A 21,827-nucleotide genomic window follows, 5' to 3' on the forward strand; every position below is an offset into this window, starting at 1 on the left:
CGAGGCGGCCGGAGCGTGGCCGTCGAGCAGTTCCATTCGGGGTCCCTGCGGCTGCTCAGGGCTCACTACCCAGACGCGGGCCAGCCAGTCTTCACGGTGGTGAATCCCGGCGGGGGCTACCTCGGCGGGGACGCCTACTCAACGCGGGTGGCCCTCAGGGACGGCGCGTCCGCGGTCCTGACGACGCAGTCCGCCACGAAGGTGTACCGCACGCCGCAGGGCCCGGCCCGCGCCGAGCAGGTGATCGAGCTGGGGCCCGGCGCGTGGCTCGAGTCGGTGCCGGACGCCCTCATCGCGTATCGCGACGCGACGTACCACCAGGACACGCTCGCGGACGTGGCCCCGGACTCCTCGCTCGCGCTTGCAGAGGTCGTCACCCACGGCTGGTCGCCGGACGGCGAGCCGTTCCGGTTCGAGGAGGTCTCGCTCGTGACCCGCGTTCGGGTCGGCGGGCGGCTCGCCGTCGTCGACAACCTTCTGATCCGTCCCGGTGAGGGCGGTGCGGGGCCGCTCATGCTTGGCGGCTACTCGCACGTCGGCTCGCTGCTCGTGGTGGATCCGCGCGCGGACGATTCCGCCGTTGTCGCCCTTCGGGGGCTCCTCGCCGAGTGCCCCGCTGCGCAGCCCAGACGTCCCCTCGTCGGGGTGACGCGGCTCGCGGTGCCGGGGTTCGCGCTCCGCGCGCTCGCGGATTCGACCGAGGATGTGGAGGCCGTGATCCGCGCCGCGCTGGACTGGATGCGCGCCGAATGGCGGGGCCAGGGAGCCCTCGGGCTCAGGAAACTGTGAGATGGCCGCGAGCGTAACGGCGATTAAACACCGGTGACACCGCTCCGCAAGCTCGCCTCCGTAGGCTGGACTCAACGAACCGGCCAGGGTGGCCGAGCAGCGAGCTCGGGTCCCGGCGCTTGGTCCGAACGGCCCCCGTCAGGGGCCGTGCTTGCGGGGCACGTAGCGCTCCGGGCGCGGCCCCGATGCGCGGGGGCATCGGCCGGCCAGGCTTGTGATAGACCGGACGGCATGACGACTGCGGAACACGTCGGCGCCTCGCCCGCGGCATCAGCGGGCAGCGCCGGCCAACGCCTCCGGGTACAGGTCCCCATGCGCTGGGGCGACATGGACGCCTACGGGCACATCAACAACGTGCAGATCGTGCGCATGCTCGAGGAGGCCCGGATCGCGGCCTTCGGCCCTCCCGGCGGCACCGGCGCCTCAGGCATCGACCCGGTGATTCCGCTCTTCTCCGACGTTCCGCCCGGAACGCTTGCCCTCGTCGTCGAACATCGCGTCCGGTACCTCAAGCCTCTCGACTACCGCAACGTTCCCGCCGAGGTCGAGGTCTGGGTGAGCGGGCTCAAGGCCGCCGCCCTCACGCTCGACTACGTGGTCCACGACCCCGTCGACGGCCACGAGTGCGTGCGGGCGACGACGGCGCTCGCCTTCGTCGATGAGCCGTCCGGCCGCTTGCTGCGGCTTACAGGCGTTCAGCGGGAGCGTCTCGCGCCGTACGTCGGGAAGGGCGTGTTCGAGCGCTGACGAGGACCCGTCATTGCGGCCCGGCCCGTTCACCCTCCGCAGAGGCCGATGAACGCCCCGAGCTCCTCGAGGGCCTCGGGCTTCCGCGGGAGGTAGGAGGTCAGGCGCGGAGAGCGGACGATGACGGCGCGCCACATCGCGCGGGACACAGCCACGTTGATGCGGTTCCGGTTGAGCAGGAACTCCAGGCCACGTGGCGCCTCGCCCGGGTCGGAGCACGCCATCGAGACGATCGCGATCACGGCCTCCTGACCTTGGAACCGGTCGACAGTTCCGACGGGGGTCTCCTTGAGGTCGGCGGCATCGAGCGCCTCCCGGATCAGGTTGACCTGAGCGTTGTACGGCGCCACCACGATGACGTCCTTCGGCTCGAGGGCGCGCGAGCTGGCGCCATCGGTCCACGTGAGGCCCACGTGCTCGCGCACCTGGCGGACGGCCTCCTGGGCCTCCTCCGGGGAAGCCGTCGCGTTCCCCGAGTGCTCGACGTATACGGTGTGGACGCCTGCGGGAACGTCCGAGAGGGCCCGGGATTCGGTCGCGGCCGCCGCCGAGAGCCGCCCGGCGTAGGAGAGGCGGGAGACGGCCGCCGTGAGCGGCGCGGACATCCTCCACGACTCCGGAAGGAAGTATCCGAACTCGGCGGGCAGCACCGCCTCGCCGTGCGCGAGCCAGCCGAGCGCCGAGTCATTCACGGGCTCGGGGTGCTGTCCCTGGCTGACCTGCGGGAGCTGCTGCGGATCCCCGAGGAGGAGCAGGCGTGTCGCCGCACGGCTCACGGCGATCGTGTTCGCGAGGGAGAACTGGCCTGCCTCGTCAATGACGAGGAGGTCGAGCGACTCACGCGGAACCGACGAGCCCGTCATGGTCCACGTGGTGCCGCCGACGAGGCACCCGCCGGACCGTGCGAGGAGCGACTCGATGGCCTCGTTGCCCTGATTCGCGAGCGGCCACGGGAGCGGATCGAGGCCGTAGTCCGCGCCGTCCTTCGGCTTCTTCGCGACCGCATCGGCCGGAACGCCGGCGTCGATGGCGCGGCGGAGCACGTTCTCGACGACGGCGTGCGAGTTCCCCACGACGCCGACCTTCCAACCCGACGCGACGAGACGCGCAATGACTCGGCTCGCGACGTACGTCTTCCCGCTCCCTGGGGGTCCCTGGACGGCGAGATAGGAGCGATCGAGGAGGCGGACGGCTGACTCGATCGCGTCGGGAAGGCTCGTTGTGTTCGGCGCCGCGGGGAGCGGCGCGTCACCGTTGGTTCGCGGGCGGGTGCGGCGGAGGAGGTCTACGGCCGGCTGGTGGAGCATGGCGGGCAGCAGGTCCGCGACGCGCGCGGCGAGCTCCGCTTGGGCCGCCTCGATGCTCTTCGTGCCGAGCGGTTGTTCCTCCGTGAGGGCGACGGGGAGCTGCGCGTACGGTCGCACGCCCCTCTTGGTCTTCTCCCACACGATGAGCACGTCGTCGCCGTCCTCCGAACCCATCTCGAGGAGGCGCGTGCCGTCCCATCCGTTCCGACCGAGCCCCTGCGAGTCCGTCGGTTCGAGTGGCTCCGGCAGCGGTTGCTCGAACTCCCGGAACCACGTGCTGCCCTCGCGAAAGTCGGAACCGGGCGTGATCTGGCCTCGGAGCCGGAGAGTGCGGCCGAACGTCTGCTTATCGGGGGCCCAGTCGGTGACGATCTCGGCCGAGCGGGCCACAAAGGCGTTCCGTGCGCCCTCGAGATCCGAGACCGGATGCTCGAGCCGATCGAAGTGGGCCCACCAATACGATTTCTTCTCGCGCGGCCAATACCGCACCGCCGCCGCGAGGAGCGCTACGGCCGTATCGTCTGCGGTAGCCCGCCCGTCCCCGGCCTCGGTTCCGTCCTCGCCGCGGGTCCCGAGGTAGCCCAAGAGCCGCGCCTCCGCGGGGTCGGTGGCCACTTCGAGCGCCGGTTCCTCGCGCCGCGGTGCCGCCGGGATGGCGCCCGGGCGCAGGGACGCGAGGCCGCGGAGCCACGCGTCCAAGCGGAGGGTCGAGACGCAATCGTCTTCGTTGTACTCGAGGATGAGCCCGAGGAGCCGATCCGCCTCCGCGGCATCGCCCAGATCGCGGGCGGTGCAGAACGCCGCGTACATCTCGACGGATCCGGCCGCGGTCTGGAGCTCGGCTGTCCTGAGATCCGCGCCCATGTAGAGCGGCTCGAGCTTCTTGATCGAGTACGAGCGCTCCGAGATGCGGATGCTGTGCCGCACGGTCTCGTAGAGATCCACGAGGAGCCCCTCGCGCAGCCACGAGTCGATTTCTGCCTCCGCGACGGCGTGTCTCTGGGACAGGCGGCGGAGCGCGGACTTCTCGTACGCGGCGTAGTGGTAGACGTGCAGGTCGGGGTGCCTCGCACGCCGTTCCTCGATGTACGCGACGAAGTCGAGCAGAGCCTGCTTCTCCTCGGCGAGGGAATGGGCGAGGAAGGAGCGGAACCGCGGCCGTTCGCCCTCAACCGAGGGCTCGACGATCCCGAAGAGGTACTCGAGCCCCCACAGGCCGGTCGCGGCTTCCTGCCACAGGGGGTCGCCCTCGAAGTCGAAGTACACGTCGCCGGGGCTCGAGCGAGGCAACGCCGCGATCGTGTGCTCCGGCAGGACGGCGAATCGCATCTCGTGCTCGGGATCGTCGCCGTGCGCTGGGACTGTCGCGCCGCCGTCGCCCGTTTCGAGACCCGTCTGGAAGCGCGCCTGCTCGCGGAGCCGCGCGAGTGTCGCGTCGGCCGGGTTGGGGGCAGAGTCGGCGAGCTCGTCGATCGTCCGGATTCCCGCGTCCCGCAGTTTCTTGCGGCGCGAGAGGCTCATGCCCGCGACGAGCAGCACGTCGCGCTGCTCCGCGGCCTGGACGGCGCAGTATTCGCAGCGGCCGCACGCCGCGACCCCGGGAGTCTCCCATTCCGCGGGCTTGGCCTCCGCAAGGTGAGCGCCGGTGAGCTCGGCGACCCTGCGCCGTCGTTCGCGGTAGGCCGGGAGGAGGTCCGGGAGGCTGAAGGAGGCCCAAACTCCAGTCCCGAGGATGAGCGTGACGCGCTCTGCGGGGTCGAAGCCGGCGAGCTCGAGCTGCTCGCCGTAGGCCGCGAGCTGCAGGAGAGCCTCCACCTTGGCGTGCCGCGCGAGCTTGGTGTCGAAGACTTCGTAGCGCCCATCGCCCCGCCGGACCAGGAAGTCCGAGCGCCCATGGAAGTGCCCGTCGAAGAAGCCTGCCTGGTAGACGACGTCCGCCCCTGATCGCAGCGCGTCGAGCGACTCGGCGTGCTTCGCCTCGAGCACCGAGCGTTCCATCGCCGCAGCGGGCTCGATCTCGGCGACCCCGCCCGTCCGCCCGGGCCGCCACGGACCGTACTGGGCGCGGAAGTCATCGAGTACCGCGAGCTCATGGCGGTCACCGAGCTTCGCCGCGCGTTCGCGCATGGGGTCCTCGATGGCAAGCTTGGGCACCCGCCCGAGCTTCTCGTCGAGCTGTCGCAGCAGCGCGAACTCGCATTTCGCCGCCGTCACAATGTCCGACGCCGAGACCACCAAGTCTGTCTGGTTGCCGAGGAAGAACACGAGACCCCCTTGCGCTTCGATGGTTCCCCGAAAAGCTGCCCAAGACCATCTCACCACCGGGCTCCGACAATTCTGCCCCCTCGTCGGTACCGAAGCGTTGCGGCGGCTTAACGTTCCGGAAACCCGCATGTCAGACTCTTGAATAGCTGGCCGATGACGCTCGTCACAGTCAGTCACCGTGCCCCCCGACCCGCGAGTAACCCGCGAGCATGGGTGGGCAAGGACGATCCATGCAACGAGAGGGGATGGGATGCCGAAGAACGCATCCGACAAGCTGGAAGCTCGACTCAAGGCGGTGCTTGACGGCCTGGCCGAGGCGCGCTGGGCAGGGGAGAACCCGAACGCCGGCGCGGTTCTGGCTGCGGCCGTCGAGCTGGTGCCGTTCGATGAGCACGAGGCGTTCCTGCTCTCGGGCGGGATCCCGCGGGGGCACAAGACCCTCACGAGCGCTACCGCGAAGCTCGTCAAGGCAAGCTGGATGGTCAAGGGGCGGTCGGGCTGGTCGATCACGGACGAGGGCCTCCGGGCGCTCGTCGCGTTCCCGACCGTCGAGGCGCTGTCCGACGCGCTGGTCGAGGGCACGCCGATCCCCGAGAGCGTCGCCGTGCCGACCGAGGCGCCCGCGCCGAAGCCGGCCAAGAAGGCGGCCAAGGCGCCCGCCAAGGGCGCGGCGGCCGAGGCTCCGGTTGAGGTTGCCGCCGCCGAGGCGACTGCAGCTGAACCCGTTCTGGCAGAAGCCGTGGTCGTGGACGTCGTGCAGCCGCACGCGGTCGCGATCGCCGGGGACTTCGGCACCCATCTGGGCGCCGAGGCCGACTGGGAGCCGAACCTCGACGCGGTCCAGATGGAGCTGGATCAGGAGGCGGGCCGCTGGCGCCGGACGGTTGATCTTCCGGCGGGAACGTACACGTTCAAGATCGCGATCGACCGTTCGTGGGACGAGAACTACGGTGCGTTCGGCTTTGCGGGCGGCGCGAACCACGAACTCAACCACGACGGTGGGTCCGTGACCATCGAGTACAACCACGTCACCAAGGACGTGGTCTTCTCCTGACCTCGCGCGCCGCCGCCTCTGCAGGGTTCGACCCCGCAGGGGCGGCGGTGCCGTGAGAGGGCATTGTTCTTCCCCAGATTTACCGCTGCGGTTTCTGTCCACATCGCCCGAGCAGCGGACGACGGCGGCAGCCTCGCCTTTCTAGGGTGGGAGGACCACAACAAAGGGTCTTTGGGGGGATCAATGCCGCGAGCGTCGCCGAATCTGCGCCGACACCGTCCGGCGCTCAGGGTGGCCGCCTGCGCGGTCGGCGCGGTGCTCGCGGTGGTGATGGCGTGGCTCGTGGGGCTCGTGGACCCGCCCGGGCTAGGGTCTCCCGCGCCGTGGGCCGCTTCGCAGATCGGGGCCGTGCCCGCGTCGCGTCTCGAGTCGGCAAAGGGCGCCTTGGCGATGCTCGCCATCGAGACCCGGCCCTCGAGATCCGGCTATTCGCGGGAGCGCTTCGGACTAGCGTGGGACGACGTCGACCGGAACGGCTGCGATACGCGCAACGACGTGCTGGCCCGCGATCTGCGCGGCCTTGCCTTCGTCAAGGGAACGGCCAGCTGCCTCGTGGCCTCGGGGTCGTTGAGCGACCCCTACACCGGTCGGCTGATCTCCTTCGTCCGGGGCGAGCGCTCGGCGGACGTCCAGATCGATCACGTGGTGCCACTTTCGGACGCCTGGCAGAAGGGTGCCCAGCGCTGGTCCGGGGAGCAGCGTCTCGCCTTCGCGAACGACCCCGCCAATCTTCTCGCGGTCGACGGCGGCGCGAACCAGCAGAAGGGCGACTCCGACCTCTCGGCGTGGCTCCCTCCAGCCAAGCAGTTCCGGTGCGAGTACGCGGTCCGGATCGTCGAGATCAAGGCCAAGTACAAGCTCTCGATGGCGGACGCCGAATACCGCAAGGCCGGCGAAATGCTCGGCCAGTGCCGGTCGGAGTGACGGTGCTAGCCCAGGTACGGCCTGACTGCGGTGATGAGCTGATCGCGGACCTCCACGGAGGAGAGCGAAAGGTCGACTGTCGCCGCGCCCAGGCGATGGCCCGCCGTGACGAAAGATTCCATGAGCGTGCCGTTGACCGCCGGGTACAGGAGCAGGCCGCCTGCTCCCGCCGCGAGTGGATCGGTCGGGGACTCCTGAGCGCGCACGAACGCGTAGAGCTCGAGGAGGTGTCCGCTGCGCAAGGTCTCCCGCGCGAACTTGCTGCTCGAGAGGGCGGCGGTGAACTTCGTGTCGAGAATCAGTCGGCGACCCGTGGCGGGGTGGTCGATCCAGACCTCCGTCACCATGTGCGGGAGCACGGCGGCGAGCCCGACGGTCGCCTCCGACGCCTTCCAGTCGACCTTGCGGCCCCGCTGCACTTTCCAGCCGCGGCCCCTGCCGTGAGCCGTGAAGAACCCCGCGACGGCACGTTCGAACAGGTGCCGGAACTGGCGTTCCGAGAGATTGCCGCGACCGTGCCCGGGTGTCATGTATCCAGAGGGGAGGGCGAGCTGGAGGGCGAGTTTCGCCGCGAGCAGCACCGACCGATCACGAGCGTCGTTCCGGGTCAGGCGCAGCTGCGGGTCGCGTTCGCCCGCGCGCAGGTTGAGGACGCCCACACCGAGGCTCCCGAGGCGCAGCGACTGGGCGCGGCACCGGCGGGAGAGTTCCTCCGCGGTGCACAGCGGCGCGACCGAATCGAGCGCCGTGCGGATCATGCGGTTCCGGGCGGTGTCGACGGTGAGCTCTTCGAAGCGGCACGCGACGAGCCCGCGGGAGAGGAGCTGGTGCGACTCGGTGCGGAGGGTGTCGATCGTGCCGCGGACGCGGCTCAGGTCCCGAGAGGTCGACGCGAACGCCGGCGTGAGCGGTCGCTTGAGGCGGTCCTCCGTGCTCGCGACGAGCAGCTCGGCCAGGAGCTCGGGGAGCTTCTCGGGGTATTCCTCGATGCCGTCGAACGCCTCAGGGCCGGACTGGTAGAACTCCGACGCGTAGAGGAGGAGGAGCCAGACATTGCGGAGCGGGATCTCCACCCCGCCCGCGATGACGACCCCCGGGCCGCCGTCCTCCGCCGTCGTCCACGCCGACGAAGAGGTCACTCGAAGCCTTCCAGGAGCGCCTCGGTCGCGGCGCTCGCCTTCGCGGCGTCGTCGAACCAGTACTCCTCGAGCGTCGGGACGATCTCGGTGTCCACCACGCCGCGGAACCAGTCGTGGAAGGAGGCCACATGTTCCTCGGCTGGCGGCGTGACGAAGCTGTGGCCCAGACGGAACTCGCCGCCGAGGGAGGGATCCTCGGCGATGCGGTCGTTGAGCGCCTCGAAGCGAGTCCTCACGAGTTCGAGGTCGCTGGCCGGGACGTTGTGCCGCTTCGCCATCCAGTCTTCCCACGCGTCGTTCACGTTCGGCTCGAGGGAGACGAACGCGAAGCGTCGACGGAAGGCGAGGTCCATGATCGCGAGCGAACGGTCCGCGAGGTTCATGGTGCCGATGATGTACAGGTTGCTCGGCACGTGAACGGACTCCGAGCCGGAGCGGGGGTACGCGAGCTGGAGCGACTCGCGGGGCGAACGCTTGCCCGCCTCGATGAGGGTCAGGAGCTCGCCGAAGACCTGGACCGGATTGCCTCGGTTGATCTCCTCGATCAGCACCACGTGAGGCACGTCCGGGTTCGCGTTGGCGCGCTCGACCATCTCGAGGAACGGGCCGTCGACGAGCGTGAGCCTGCCGTCGGACCCCGGGCGCCAGCCACGTACAAAGTCCTCGTAGCTGGAGTTCGGGTGGAACTGCGTGGCCCGGAGGGCGGACTTGTTGTCCCGCGTACCGATCAGCGCGTACGCAAGGCGGCGGGCCAGCCACGTCTTGCCCGTGCCCGGAGGGCCCTGCAGGATGAGGTTCTTCTTGGACCGCCACCGGGCCAGGTACCCGTTGAGGGCCTGCTCGGGGACGAAGCAGCCGTCCGTGACGATGTCGCGAACCGTGTAGCTGGCCTGCGGAGAGACGGGCGTCGGATCGTCGTCGTCCTCGATCTCGGTCGCCTCGGCCTTCTCCGTGTGGGCGCCCCGACCATCCCGCTCGAGGTAGGCCGTCCACGAAAGTTCCGGGAAGGAGTGCACGGCGAACTGCGGATCCTCGAACTTGTACACGAGGGTGTCGAGCAGCTGGACATACGCGATCCCGTCGGCCGCGAAGAAGTCTTGGTCGAGCATGAGCTCGGTCTTGAGGTACTGCCGCGAGCGTCCGTCGAGCGGCACGAAGTTCCACGGCCGGATCCAGAAGAGGCCCATGGTGAGCTTGGTGCCCACGCGGTAGATGTCTCTCGCCCGGCTGTAGGCCTCGGCGAACCGGAGGCGACCATAGTCCTCGCTCGAGTCCGCGGCCGCGAGGGCCGCCTCGAACACGTCCCACAGGCTGTCGATGTCGTCCTTGTGGCGCGTTCCCGCGGTCGGGAAGAACCACGAGTTCTGGTTATTGAGGAGTGGGATGCCGTCGAAGCTCGTGGGCGCGGGGGTCTGGACGCCGAGCAGCTCGGCCCAGCCTGCCGCGATTTCCGTGCGCTTGGCCGGCGTCGCGCCTCGGTTGAACGTGCCCATGACCGTGAAGGGGCAGATGTCCTTGAGCGGCATCGGGTTGTCGCGGCGGTCGCGGTCCACGAGGAAGCTGAGTTCCTCATGCCGCTCCTGGAGGACGGCAAGGTGGGCCAGCAACTCGTCCCGGCGATCGCGGTAGGCGAGCAGGGCCGTCGCCGTCTCCGCGTAGAACGCGGCCCACTCGAAGTGCTGCTCGGGCTTCGGGTCGATGTCCCCGAAGCGCTTGGCCCAGGCCGGATCGTTGCGGAATCGTTCGGTGTCCTGGTCCCCATCCCAGAACGCGAAGCGGATGAGCGATTCCCGCATCCAGTTGCTGGGCGTGACCTTCCAGATGGTGTGGCGCCCGGTGTGGAGGTACCACTCGCGAGGGTGGGGGAGGCGGGTCCAGTCCACGGCGATGCGGCGGCCGTCCCCCGGGTTGGCCACGATCGTGCCGGTGGCCCAGATCGCCATGACGGGGACCGCATGGCCGCGAGCGTCGAACGGAAGGCCCGCGTCTTTGCGAACATACGAGGTCTTGATTGCGATGCGGTCGCCGACCTTCATCGACTTCACCGTGTCGAAATACCGGTCCTCAAACCCGTTTTCCCAGATCCCCTCGGCGATGAACCTCTCCGTCTGGTCTTGGGGTTCTCGGTCCGAGTAGTAGGACCCGACGAACCAGTACTGACCCTCGGGAACGCTCGCGTCCGCCATTTTTCCTGCTCTCTGCGCATCGTGCTGGGGGGTGGGCACCCGAGAATTAGATCACGTCAAAATGACCTAGCGGCTAACAGATGATGAGTCCAACCGGGGAGCGGGCGTCTCACTTACGCCCGAGCTTCGTCTCGATCTCGGCGAGGCGAAGCTCGATGATTCGGCGGACCACGGAGTCCGGGACGGGATGCTCCGCCGAGAACCGCAGAGTGCCGGCGGCCCAGTCGAATCCCTCCAACTCGTCAGCGAGCTGGGGCAGGACGCGGCCGCTGAAGGGATAGATCGCGAGGTGCTTCTTGGTCTCCAGGGCGCTGAGGAGTCCCTTGCCCTCTATAAGGAGCGCGGGCATCGCGTAGCTCGTGCCCTCGACGGCCTCGGGGGCCGTCTCGAGTGCAACGGCGACGACTCGAGCAAGCGTCTCGCGGTTCGGTCCGGTGAGCGTGTCGAGGTAGTCCGTGACGGTACCCATGCGGACATCATCCCACCGTGACCGACCGTCACTCGCGGGCCCGAACCGCCCTTGAGCTGTCCTCTAACGCACTTCGGGAGCGAGCCGCCGCAGAGGTGAGCACGCGCCGTCGTCCGTGGTTGGGTGCCGCCATTTCAGTAGGGGAGGCGCAGTGGCCTCCGTGGTCGGTGCCCAGGACAGTCAGCTCGGGGTCGGCGCGCGGTCCGTGGCAATGTGGTTACCGCACGCGGTAGTGAAGGTGCGCGAAGCCGCTCGCGAACTGCCGCGTCGACAGGAGATCAAGGTCGATTCGGAAGCTCGGCATAGCCGCCGTGCCGCCGCCCACCGAGACCGGGGCTGGGAGCAAGTGGACCTCGTCGATGAGGCCCGCGGCGAAGGCAGCGGAGGCGAGGCTGGCACCGCCGATCGCGAGGTCGGCGACCGACGTTTCCTTGAGCGCGCGCACGGCCTCGGCATCGAAGCGGTGCTCGAGACGGGTTCGCTCCAAGTCCGCCGCCTCGAGTGTGCTCGAATAGACGATCTTCTCCGCCGCGCGCCAGAGGCCCGAGAAGTCGACCATGACGCTCGGCTCGCCCTCGACGAAGGCGGGATCGCCCCACGCGCGCATGACCTCGAACATGCGGCGCCCGTAGAGGTGAGTGCCGACCGGCCGGAGGAGGTCGTTCACGAAGGCGTGCACCTCGGCGTCCGGTTCCGCCCAGCCGAACTGGCCGTCGCGGTCGGCGATGTAGCCGTCAACCGACGTGATCGCGGAGTAAATGAGCTTCGCCATGTCAGAGCGCCGCGAGTGCGTCGGCGATCGGCGTGCTGCCCTGGACAAAGCCAATGAACTTGGCAGCCGTCACGGGCCGCTTGAGGACCTCTGCCACGACCTCGGCAACGTCCGCGCGGCTCACGGTCCCGGGGCTCGAGTGGTCCACAATCGCGATCCCGCCGCTCCCCGCCTCGAGGGTGAGGGTGCTCGGCGCGACGATGGTCCAGTCGAGATCCGTGTTCTGGAGATACTGATCCGCCGCGGCCTTCGCCTCGGCGTACGGGAAGAAGGAGTGCTCGGGCGGGACACCGTGATCCGGGCGAGCGTCGAGGTAGGAGACCATGATGTAGCGCTTGACGCCCGCCTTCGCGGCCGCGTCCATCGATCGAATCGCCGCGTCGCGGTCCACGGCGTAGGTTCTGGCCGGGTTCCCGCCGCCCGCACCCGCGGACCAGACGACCGCGTCGTGCCCCGCGAGGAGGTCCGCGATCTCCCCAGTGCTGAGCTGTTCGACGTCGGCCACGACCGGATGGGCTCCGGCTGCCGTGACGTCCGTGGTGTGGTCCCGGTTGCGGATGACCGCAGTGACCACGTCCCCGCGCGCGGCGAGTAGCGGCGCGAGCAGCAGCGCGATCTTTCCGTGCCCTCCGATGACGGCGATCCGTGCCATGGGCCGCCTCCCTCCCGTGCTGCGTGCCGCGTGCGCCGCGGGGCCAGCCTGGCCCGCGGAGCCTCCTCTGGTGGCCCACGTGCCACGGTAGCGAGCGCTCGGGTCCACTTCTAGGGTTCGGGACTGCGTGTTGGGCAGAACGCGCCGCGCCCCCGACCGATTGAGAAGTATCAATCGGACAGGAGCGCGGCGCGCCAGGAGGCCGAAGCCTAGGGGACTAGCGGCCCAGCTGCGGGTCGGACGTGAGCGGCCGGCCGTCGTCGAGGCGCCCGGCCAGAATGCGCACGAGCTTCGGATCGGCCGCGGCCGTGACCTTGAGGTCGTACCAGCCGCCCTGCGTCGGGATCACCACGGTCTTGGCCTGACCCGGGTTGAGTGCGAGGGCCTGCGAACCGGCGCCGTACGCGTCCGTGAGCGAGAGCGCGGCCGCTGCCGAACCGGCGTTCTCGATACGGAACTGTGCGTGGCCGGCCACCCCGTCGCGGGTCACCGAGACGCGGATGTCCGCGGCCGCCGTCGTGCCCGCAAGGCGGCGGTACCAGCCCGCCGGGCCGTGCATGTGCACGTCGTACTCGGCACCGAGCGCCCATGACGCGTCAAGGCCGGCGCCCGCGCCGATCGTGTACGAGTACGGGCCCGCGGGAAGGAGGTTCGAGCGGACCTGTACGTGCGCGCCGAGCGCCCCAGGGTTCGACCAGTGCGCCGACAGCTTGCCGCCCGCCACAGAGGCCGAGACCTCGAGCGCGTACCCGAGCGGGCGCGACGGGCGCGTGCCCTTCTCCTGGCCGGGCATCGCGTTGACGGCGGGAGGCGTCGGCACGTAGCTCGGGTGCCGGTTGTGGTCCGCGGGCTTGAACGCCGAGGTGTCGGGCAGCGCCGGGGCCGCGCCACCGTTCGACGAGAAGTCGAACGCACTCGTGAGGTCGCCACACACCGCGCGGCGCCACGGGGAGATGTTGGGCGACTTCACGCCGAAACGCGATTCGAGGAACCGCACGATCGACGTGTGGTCGAACGTCTCCGAGCAGACCCACCCGCCCATGCTCCACGGCGAGACCACGAGCATCGGCACGCGCACTCCGAGGCCGTAATGGCCAGGGACGTCGGCGATCCCGGAGAACGTCATGCGCCCGTCGTACCATTCGCCCTCGGTCGAGACGGTCGAAGCGCCGGGGATCTGCGAGGTGTTGGGGTGCGGCGGGACGACGTGGTCGAAGAAACCGTCGTTCTCGTCGTACATGAAGAACACGGCCGTCTTGCTCCAGACGTCCGGGTTGGACGTGAGGATGTTGAGGATGTTCGCCGTGTACCAGGCACCGAAGTTCGGCGGCCAGTTCGAGTGCTCGGTGTACGCCTCCGGGCCCACGATGTAGGAGACCTGCGGGAGCTTGCCGCTCGCCACGTCCTCGCGGAAGATCCGGAACAGGTCGTCGCCGGCCTTCGCGTTCGTGCCGGTCAGCGCCTTCTCGTAGAGCGGGCTGCCGGGCTTCGAGTTCTGGTACTGCGTGAGGTAGAGGAGCGAGTTGTCGCCGTAGTTGCCGATGTACGGGTCGCCCGTCCAGCCCCAGTAGCCCGCGGCGGTGAGGCCGTCGCCGACGTCCTGGTACACCTTCCAGCTCACGCCGGCCTTCTCAAGCTCCTCCGGGTAGGAGCTCCACGAGTAGCCGACCTCGGCGTTCCACAGGTCGGGCCCGCCGGCCTTGTAGTCGTTGCCGTCCCAGCCGGTGAACATGTAGTAGCGGTTCGGGTCCGTGGGGCCGAGCAGCGAGCAGTGGTACTGGTCGCAGATGGTGAACGCGTCCGCGAGGGCGAAGTGGAACGGGACGTCGCCGCGCTCGTAGAACGCCATCGTGGCCTCCGACTTGGCGGGGAGCCACTTGTCGTACTTGCCCACGTTGAACGCCTCGTGAGTGAGCTTCCACGAGTGGTCGAGGTCCTCCATGAACTGCATGCCGAGGTTCGGCGCAGTCGGGTGGTAGGGGAGGATGTCCCGGGTGCCGTTGTTCTGCGCGAACGTATTCTTCCCGCTCGGGAGGACGGCCGGGTGCGGATCGCCGAACCCGCGCACACCCTTGAGCGTGCCGAAGTAATGGTCGAACGCGCGGTTCTCCTGCATGAAGACGATCACGTGCTCGACGTCCTTGATGGAGCCGGTCGCCCGGTTGGCGGGGATGGTCGCGGCGCGTGCGATGCTCTCCCCTAGCATTTCCGCGATGGCCGTAGAGGCCGCGGTCGCAGCCGAAAGCTGCAGGAAATGGCGGCGGTTCAGGTTTGGCATGGAGGGTCCTCCCTGTGGGCTTCAGTTCTCCTGTAGTCCCCCGCGGGGAGCCTGCCACCTTTAGATGACGTGCGGGTTGCGCTGGGTTGAAACCTGCGCGGCAACAGATGACGGCGGGTGGCCCCCCATTGCCGGCCACCCGCCGCTGTCTCTGCTCCGGCCCGTTTCTCGCGCCGGAAAATGTGTGCCGTGCCGCGACACGCCGCGCTCCCACCGGTTGGGAAAGTTCAACCGGGCAGGAGTACCCGAACCTCACACCTCGAGCCGCTCGTGCTCCCATTCGTCAAGGAGTTCGGGCAGCCGCGCCATGAGGAATCGGTAGAAGTGGCCCATTTCCTCGACCCGCGCGCGCGCCGCCGAGCCGTCGGGCAGCTGCAGCGCCGTCGCGTCGGCGAGGTCCGCGAGCCGCTCGTAGACCGGGTTCTGCCGGAGCGACGCGACGTACCAGGCGTTGTCCGGGAGCGCGTAGCGGTCGCGTCGGCTCCCGGGCTGCGAAACCCGGTGCACGAAGCCGACCGTCTGCAGGTACCGCACGGAGCCCGAGACCGCGGCCGGGCTCGCGCCGAGCATCTCGGCAAGCTCGGCGGCGGTGAGGGATCCGTCCGCGGAGACGACGAGCGCCATGAGCGTCCGAGCAGGCATCTTGGGGAAGCCGGCGGCGGTCAGCACGGCCGCGGACGTCTCTGCGCCGTCGGCCATTCGGTTGGCTGCTGGTTCGCTCACGCTGTTCCTACTTCCCTGCGGCGTATGGCCACGAGTGCCACGAGGGCGAGGACCACGGCGATGCCGAGCATCCAGAATCCGCCGCTCCAGTCAGTGCCCGTCCCTGTGGTGACCGGGGTGTGCGTGAATGGTGAGATGTCGCGGATCTTCTGGTCGAAGCCGAGCATTCCACCGTAGATGCCGAGCACCACGCCCACGCCGAGCAGCGACCACCCGGCGGTGATCGTGGCGCGCGGCCACACGACGAACACCGCTGCGGGCAGCGCGAGGTAGATGAGCGCGGCAGGCAGCTGGTCGAGCGCGGTCTGCCACACGTCGCCGACTGCGCTCGACGTGTCACCGGAGGCAACGAGCGAGGCCCATGCGCCGAGGGCGGTGAAGAACATCACGAGCACCATCGAGGCGGCGCCGAGCGAGAGGAAGCTCCCGAGCCACCGCATGCGCCCGAGGGGCCGCGAGAGCACGAGCTCCGCCGTGCCGGCGGCCTCCTCCTGGCGTAGCCGGATGACGGCCTGGAGCCCGCAGGCCGCGGCGAGGATCCCGGCGATCTCGAACAGGGCCGCGACGAGGAGCTGGGTCATCGAGGTGCCCTGCGCCTCGACCATGGCCCGGAGGATCGACGTGACCTGGGGGCTGGAGGTGATCGACGCTTGGATCGCCGAGCCGAGCGAGCCCGTGAGGACGCCTGTTGCGAGGCCGCCGATGCACCAGCCGATGATCGCCCCCCGCTGCAGGCGCAACGCGAGCGAGAACGGCCCGCGAAGCGTCGGCCCGGCGTCCGGTCGCCCGGCCCGCCCGGCGAGGACGCTGGCGCCGACGTCCCGTCGCGCCATGAGGCCGACGACGGCGGCGATGCACACCACCGCGAGCCCGAGCGGCAGGAGCAGCGGCCACAGCCGGTTGCCGGTGTACGCGAAGGTCTGCTGCCCCCAGCCGATGGGGGAGATCCAGCTCGGCCAGGCCGCCGTCATGGTCATCCCGTCCGGCTCGACCTTCCCGGTCGCGTCCCCGAAACCCCGCAGGAGGTACGCAACCGTGACGGCCGCGGCGGAGATCCCGTTGGCGCCTCGCGACGTGCTGAAGAATTCCCCGGCCAGCAGGCCGACACCGAGGAACGCGAAGCCCACGGCGCCGGTCGCGAGCCCGGCCACGACCGAGCCCGCAGGATCGAGCCCCCCGCCCATGAACCCGAGCGCGGTCGCGGCCGCGACGAGCACGTCCGCGACCAGGCCGTGGACGATCGTTGTGGCAAGCGGAGACCAGCGTCCGGCGGCCGTGGCGGAGAGGAGCTCGGATCGGCCCGATTCCTCCTCGGCCCGCGTGTGGCGGACCGCCATGAACGTGTTCATGAGGCCGGCCAAGAGCGCGATGAAGGAGAAGATCTCGAAGAACGTGAAGGCGTCCAGCTGGGGGCCGCGGGCCAGGCCGCGGAGCACGAGGATTGCCGGGGTCGCGGTCGCGAGCTGGAGGACCTGGGCCCGGGAGGCCTCGTCCCCGAACGTCTTCCCGATCGCCTCGACGGCGAACCACGCGAGGACGCCGATCGAGAGGACCCAGCTGAGGAGCTGCCACCGGTCGCGGCGGAGCCGTTGCCGGTAAAGGACCCAGATCATCTCAGGCTCCCGTCCTCGCCGCCGCGCGGTGGCGCCGGTGGTGGGCTTCGCCGTCGTCCGCGGCCTCGGCAACCGGGGTGACGGTATCGCCGTAGTGCCGGAGGAAGAGCTCCTCGAGCGACGGCGGGGCCACGAGGAGGCCCTTGACGCCGAGGTTGCCGAGGAGGGGGAGGACCTCGTGCACGCGGTCGGAGTCGGCGCCGAACTTGACCCTGCCGTCCGTGACGGTGAGATCGTGGACTTGCGCGAGGGTCGTGAGGGCTCGGGTGTCGACGCTGTCCTGCGCGAACGAGATCTCGGTGCGGGTGAGGTGGCGGAGCGCGTCGAGCGTGCCGCCGTCCACGATCTTGCCCGAACGGATGATGCTCACGCGGTCCGCGAGCTGCTCCACCTCGGAGAGGATGTGGCTCGAGAGGAGCACGGTTGCGCCGTTCTCCCGGCTCAGGCGGCGCACCTCGCGGGTGAAGACTGCTTCCATAAGGGGGTCGAGGCCGCTCGTGGGCTCGTCGAGGAGGTAGAGCTCCGCGTCCGTGACGAGGGCGGCGATGAGCGCGACCTTCTGGCGGTTGCCCTTCGAGTACGCGCGGCCCTTCTTCGAAGGATCGAAGTCGAAGATCTCGCTGAGGCGCTGCTTGCGCTGCTTGTAGTCGCGGTCGAGGGTGCTACCGCGCAGGCGGGACAGGAGGTCGATGGTCTCGCCGCCGGTGAGGTTGGGCCAGATGTTCACATCGCCGGGCACGCTCGAGACACGGCGGTGGAGTTCGACGGCATCCGTCCACGGGTTGCGTCCCAGCACGGTCGCGGCGCCGGACGACGCGCGGGCCAGCCCCAGGAGGATCCGGAGCGTCGTGGACTTCCCGGCGCCGTTCGGGCCGAGGAAGCCGTGGATCTCGCCGGAGTGAACCTCGAGGTCGAGGCCGTCGAGCGCCTTGACCTGACCGAAGTTCTTGTGAAGATCAGCAGTCTGGATGACAGTGTCCATGGCTGTGAGTGTACGCAATTTTCACAAACTTCTGAATATTCAAAACGAAATCTTAACACGGCGCCCGCTGACGGGCGACGGCGTGGCGCGGCGGACGTGGGGCGGGCCTCCCGCCGTCGTGCTTGCCACGGCGAAACCGTGGGTCGACTGCCGCCGAAAATGTCCCGCCCTAAGCCGCGCTTTGGGCGGGACATTTCTGGGGGAGATGTCCTCGCCCCACGCCGCCCTACTCGCGGCGGGCCAGGACGCTGATGCTCGCAACGCCGTACTTCGACGTCGCCTTCTGGGCTTGCCGGGACAGGAACTGGTACGCCTCGTTCGGGCGCACTGTCTCGATGCGGAAGCCCGCTCCCTCGATGATGGCGAGGAACTGGTCCCGCTGCATTGCCCCGCCGATGCACGCGGCCCACAGGGAGGCGTCGCACGTGATCGAGGTGGGCATCTCTGTGTCGGCGACGATGTCCGCGATGGCCAGCCGGCCGCCGGGGCGGACCGCCCGGGCTGCAGCGGCAAACGCGCGGGCCTTGTCCGGCACGAGGTTGATCACCCCGTTCGAGATGACGCAGTCGATCGCGCCGTTGTCCACGGCGCGTTCCTCCAAGCGGCCCTCGCGGAACTCGACGTTGGCAAAGCCTTCCGCGAGGCGCCGCGCCTTCGCGATCTGGGCGGCGGTGATGTCGACGCCGATCACGGATCCTTCACGGCCGACGGCGACCGAGGCGAGGAATGTGTCCATGCCCGAGCCGCTCCCCAGGTCGAGCACGCGCTCGCCCGGTTGGAGAGCGGCGAGGTCATGGAAGTAGCCGACGCCCGCGAACGACTCGACGGCCTCGGTCGGCACGCGGTCCAGATCGTCCGGCAGATAGCCCAGACGCTCGGCGAGATTTCTGCCGGTCTCGAAATGGAACTCCTGCTGCGGAAAATTGGCAACCAACTCGTAGATCGACTTGACCCGAGCCTCGAGGTCAACGGTGTCGAGCTGATATGGCGTGGAGTCCATGGATCCTCCTTGAGTCCGTGCCTACTTCGGCGGGAGCGAGCTCGCGTAGAGAACGCCGACCTGGACCCAGCGCTCAAGATCGTCGTCGGAGGCGATCGCGGTGTCCGCGACGCGGAGCCAGCCGTCCATGGCGCGCCCCTGCATGATGGCGCGTTCGACGCCGGGGTTCGCGCAGAGCTCGTCGCTCGCCGACGGATCGGCCCGGAGGAGCATGCCGCCCTGGCCGCTCGCGCTCACGGCCATATTCCCGCCGATCAGGAACGCGAGACCGCCGAACATCTTCTTCTCCGTGAAATCGGCCTTCCCCACGAGGACGTCGCGGATCCGGTCGGCAAGCTCAGTGTCGTAGGCCACGCGTTCATCGTCCCAGCGCCCGCCCGCCCCCGCAATCGTCGGCCACCTTGAGCGCGTGGACTGACGGTGTGCCACTGAGCTTGCGCTTGATCGGCACCTAGCCTCGGTCTTTCATGTGTTCGGCTGGGCCGAGGGCCTCGCAGCTCGATCCTGATCGATGTCTTGTGATGCGGTCGTGGGCATGGCGGAGTGCCGGCTGGCGCTGCCGGGCTGCGGTTCTCCGGTTCCTTCGGTCGTGGGCGGACGGGTTCGCTCAGGCAGGTTTCGGGATGGCTGCGATGTTGGCGAAGACCGCGACAATCGCTGGGGCCCAGGGCCAGGTCTCGGGGATCCGGAGCCATCGACGCCGGGCGCCGTGGACCAGTCGGGCGGGGACGTGCAGGAACCGGTAGCGCAGGGCTTTGGGCTCGCAGGCCGCGAGCACTTCGGCGTCGCCGGTGAAGGCGAGCATGCGGGCCCACGCGGTCAGGTCCGCGGCGATCTGGGCGAGCATGAGCCAGGCCTGGTTGATCGCGAAGTCCCGGGACGGGAACCGGCCCAGGCCGGTGTCCTTGGCGTGGCGGATGCGGTCCTCGACGCGGGCGTGGGCCCGGTGGCGGGCCTCGAGGAACGCCAGCTGCCCCGTGGCCGTGTTGGTGGCGAAGGCCTGGTACCGCCACCCGTCGGCCTCTTCGAACAGGGACAGCTGTGCGCCGGGGTGGGGGCGTTCCCGGCGCACGATCAGGCGCATGCCCTCCGGCCAGCCGGTCAGGTCCAGGAGCCCGGTGAGCTCGGCTATGTCGCCGCCGTCCCTGATTCCGCCGTCGGCGTCCAGGGCCGGGGCCCATACCCGGGCCGGGATCTGGGCGATGGCCTCGCGGATCTTCTCCGTGATGGCGAACCCGACGCTGTATTCGACCCGGCGGCCCCGGACCCTGCCCTGGCGATCGAGCCAGTCCAGGAGCTGGTGGGAGGCCCCTGCCCCGTCGGAGCGGACCAGGATCCTCTTTCTGCAGGCTGCGGGGATCTGGGAGATCGCCTCGGTGAGGACCTCGATGTGGTCTGCGGCCGTGTTCGACCCGGCGTTGCCGGGCCGGAGCCTGGCGGCGAGGAACTCGGAGGTGTTGTCGCACCAGACCCCCAGCGGGTGGAACCCGAAGGTCCGCTTGAACGTCGGCGCGGCCTTCTCCTTCTCGGAGTGCGCGACCACGACCGTCGCGTCAACGTCCAGCACGACGGTGGAGCCGAGATCAGCTCCGGCGGCCTTCGACGACGGAATGCCGCCACGGAGTCCCAGCTGCGCCCACACGTTCCTGCGGACACGGGCCCGGGCAGACTGGATCTTCTTCAGCCTCGCGGCCGTGGTCTCGTCCAGCGCCCGCCACACGGTCGCCGGCGACGCGACCGGCCCGAGCACCTGGGACTGGTGGCGCAGCACGTCGATGTCTGCGATCGCCTCCCCGCCGTCGGCGAGCATCACCGCCACGTCCGTCAGGACCCGGCCCCGGTCGTGGCCGGGAATGAACGCCCGACGCGCCATCGCCTTGGACAGCTCGGCCGTGAGCCCGGTCCGGTCGGACAAGAGCCGCAGCGCGGCGCTGCCCGCGTGGGCCACCACGCCGGTGCCGTCAGCGGTGACATGCAGACCGGCCGACCACGAAGTACGCTTCACCTACGGAGTGCCTTCCATTCAGGGGTTCTTGAGACGTCGCAATCCCAAGTCTTCCCTGATCAGAGGGCACTTCCGTGTTTCTACGCGCCGATCATCCAGCCCTGCCGTGGAAGATCCGGGCTAGGGCCGCGGGTTCGCTACGGAGGCGGGGTGGGTGTGTCATTGACTTGTCCCCGGAATGCGCGGACGGGCATGCTGCTCGCGGCCTAATGATCGAACGCCAGGGGGAACACGTGAATTGGGTTGACATCTTTCAAGTGCTGGGAAGCCTCGCGACGACGGCCATTGCGCTGTTCTTCGTGGCCAGATCTACGGCGCACGCCGAGACTACGACCTCGACATCCAGCGGCCGCTGTCCCGCTCGCGGAACAACAAGGTTCCGATCCCGAGGCTCGACCTGAGGATGACCATCCTCCCGCCCGGCATCTACTTCTGCGAGCCGGAGGCGATCCCCGTGCCCGCGGCGCACGACCAGCTCGAGCCGATCTTCAAGAACTCCGACTATTGCGCTGAACTGACCTTCCGAGACAGTTCGTCGGCCTTGTGGCACCGGGCCCGGGACGGCCAGCTTGCCGCAGTCGCGGCCGCGACTGCTCAGGCAACTGCGTTTTCCACGGCCACATTCTGAGCACGAGGACATGATGATGACGGGCAATTTCGTGGTGCCGTAAATAGTGTGGGTCTTGTCCGCGAACTGGGGCGGGCCTTACAGTGACTCTGTCGCTGGCGTCAGGCGGGATTTCGGGGCTTCTGACGCCGTCGCTCGCACCTGTTGGGGGATTTACGTGAGGTCTGCTCTCGCGGTTTTCTGTTCCCATTTTCGGGACGTCTCTGTCATTCTGCTCGGCCTGGTGCCCGTTTTCGGCGGAATGCGTGCGTCTCGGCTCGGTGCGGCGAAGCGGCGCCAATCTGAGAAGGGGGA

At 69.1% G+C, this 21,827-nt stretch carries 18 protein-coding genes; 5 read left to right on the top strand and 13 right to left on the bottom strand.

Annotated features, from left to right (window positions below; translation table 11 throughout):
- The first annotated feature begins 15 nt into the window (after nt 1-15).
- Nucleotides 16-789: an urease accessory protein UreD gene (locus ACOKR1_RS05785; RefSeq protein ID WP_422935763.1), complete on the top strand. Its 774-nt coding sequence runs from the start codon at nt 16-18 to the stop codon at nt 787-789.
- Nucleotides 790-1,101: 312 nt separating this feature from the next.
- On the top strand, nt 1,102-1,536 hold the full coding sequence (locus ACOKR1_RS05790) for an acyl-CoA thioesterase (RefSeq protein WP_422936564.1): 435 nt from the start codon (nt 1,102-1,104) through the stop codon (nt 1,534-1,536).
- A 29-nt stretch (nt 1,537-1,565) separates the two neighbouring features.
- Here ACOKR1_RS05790 and ACOKR1_RS05795 read toward each other — a convergent pair whose 3' ends face one another.
- The gene (locus ACOKR1_RS05795) at nt 1,566-5,108 is read right to left on the bottom strand and encodes a TM0106 family RecB-like putative nuclease (RefSeq protein ID WP_422935764.1); all 3,543 of its coding nucleotides are present in this window, start codon (nt 5,106-5,108) and stop codon (nt 1,566-1,568) included.
- Between the two features lie 250 nt (nt 5,109-5,358).
- On the opposite strand from ACOKR1_RS05795, the gene ACOKR1_RS05800 reads away from it, so the two are divergent.
- Nucleotides 5,359-6,162, top strand: a complete 804-nt coding sequence (locus ACOKR1_RS05800; protein ID WP_422935765.1) for a glycosidase — start codon at nt 5,359-5,361, stop codon at nt 6,160-6,162.
- Nucleotides 6,163-6,345: 183 nt separating this feature from the next.
- The gene (locus tag ACOKR1_RS05805) at nt 6,346-7,086 is read left to right on the top strand and encodes an HNH endonuclease family protein (protein ID WP_422935766.1); all 741 of its coding nucleotides are present in this window, start codon (nt 6,346-6,348) and stop codon (nt 7,084-7,086) included.
- A 5-nt stretch (nt 7,087-7,091) separates the two neighbouring features.
- On the opposite strand, the gene ACOKR1_RS05810 is transcribed toward ACOKR1_RS05805, so the two are convergent.
- The 12 genes from ACOKR1_RS05810 to ACOKR1_RS05865 form a co-directional block, all read right to left on the bottom strand.
- Complete coding sequence (locus ACOKR1_RS05810; protein ID WP_422935767.1) at nt 7,092-8,225, bottom strand: 5-methylcytosine restriction system specificity protein McrC; 1,134 nt, start codon at nt 8,223-8,225, stop codon at nt 7,092-7,094.
- On the bottom strand, nt 8,222-10,411 hold the full coding sequence (locus ACOKR1_RS05815) for an McrB family protein (protein ID WP_422935768.1): 2,190 nt from the start codon (nt 10,409-10,411) through the stop codon (nt 8,222-8,224). Before ACOKR1_RS05815 ends, ACOKR1_RS05810 begins: the two co-directional genes overlap by 4 nt.
- A gap of 109 nt (nt 10,412-10,520) precedes the next feature.
- Nucleotides 10,521-10,880: an iron chaperone gene (locus tag ACOKR1_RS05820; RefSeq protein WP_422935769.1), complete on the bottom strand. Its 360-nt coding sequence runs from the start codon at nt 10,878-10,880 to the stop codon at nt 10,521-10,523.
- A 217-nt stretch (nt 10,881-11,097) separates the two neighbouring features.
- Nucleotides 11,098-11,652, bottom strand: a complete 555-nt coding sequence (locus ACOKR1_RS05825) for a dihydrofolate reductase family protein (protein WP_422935770.1) — start codon at nt 11,650-11,652, stop codon at nt 11,098-11,100.
- Nucleotide 11,653: 1 nt separating this feature from the next.
- Entirely contained in the window at nt 11,654-12,304 is a 651-nt protein-coding gene (locus tag ACOKR1_RS05830; protein WP_422935771.1) for an SDR family oxidoreductase, read from the bottom strand.
- 217 nt (nt 12,305-12,521) lie between these two features.
- Nucleotides 12,522-14,582, bottom strand: a complete 2,061-nt coding sequence (locus tag ACOKR1_RS05835; RefSeq protein ID WP_422935772.1) for a phosphocholine-specific phospholipase C — start codon at nt 14,580-14,582, stop codon at nt 12,522-12,524.
- 252 nt (nt 14,583-14,834) lie between these two features.
- Nucleotides 14,835-15,305: a GbsR/MarR family transcriptional regulator gene (locus ACOKR1_RS05840; protein WP_422935773.1), complete on the bottom strand. Its 471-nt coding sequence runs from the start codon at nt 15,303-15,305 to the stop codon at nt 14,835-14,837.
- Nucleotides 15,302-16,918 (bottom strand): ABC transporter permease, encoded by a 1,617-nt coding sequence (locus ACOKR1_RS05845; protein ID WP_422935774.1) that lies wholly within the window; start codon nt 16,916-16,918, stop codon nt 15,302-15,304. Before ACOKR1_RS05845 ends, ACOKR1_RS05840 begins: the two co-directional genes overlap by 4 nt.
- Nucleotide 16,919: 1 nt before the next feature.
- Nucleotides 16,920-17,900, bottom strand: a complete 981-nt coding sequence (locus tag ACOKR1_RS05850; protein ID WP_422935775.1) for an ABC transporter ATP-binding protein — start codon at nt 17,898-17,900, stop codon at nt 16,920-16,922.
- A 226-nt stretch (nt 17,901-18,126) separates the two neighbouring features.
- Nucleotides 18,127-18,900, bottom strand: coding sequence for a methyltransferase domain-containing protein (locus tag ACOKR1_RS05855; protein WP_422935776.1), 774 nt, complete (start codon nt 18,898-18,900; stop codon nt 18,127-18,129).
- Between the two features lie 21 nt (nt 18,901-18,921).
- Nucleotides 18,922-19,254 (bottom strand): TfoX/Sxy family protein, encoded by a 333-nt coding sequence (locus ACOKR1_RS05860; RefSeq protein ID WP_422935777.1) that lies wholly within the window; start codon nt 19,252-19,254, stop codon nt 18,922-18,924.
- 253 nt (nt 19,255-19,507) lie between these two features.
- Nucleotides 19,508-20,905: an IS1380 family transposase gene (locus ACOKR1_RS05865; protein WP_422933120.1), complete on the bottom strand. Its 1,398-nt coding sequence runs from the start codon at nt 20,903-20,905 to the stop codon at nt 19,508-19,510.
- 403 nt (nt 20,906-21,308) lie between these two features.
- Between ACOKR1_RS05865 and ACOKR1_RS05870 the strand changes: the two genes are divergently transcribed.
- Nucleotides 21,309-21,533 carry a hypothetical protein gene (locus tag ACOKR1_RS05870; RefSeq protein ID WP_422935778.1) on the top strand — a complete coding sequence of 75 codons (225 nt, stop codon included), beginning with the start codon at nt 21,309-21,311 and terminating at the stop codon, nt 21,531-21,533.
- Nucleotides 21,534-21,827 lie beyond the last annotated feature (294 nt).

It is taken from the genome of Sinomonas sp. P47F7 (assembly GCF_049332655.1).
Taxonomy (GTDB): Bacteria; Actinomycetota; Actinomycetes; order Actinomycetales; family Micrococcaceae; genus Sinomonas.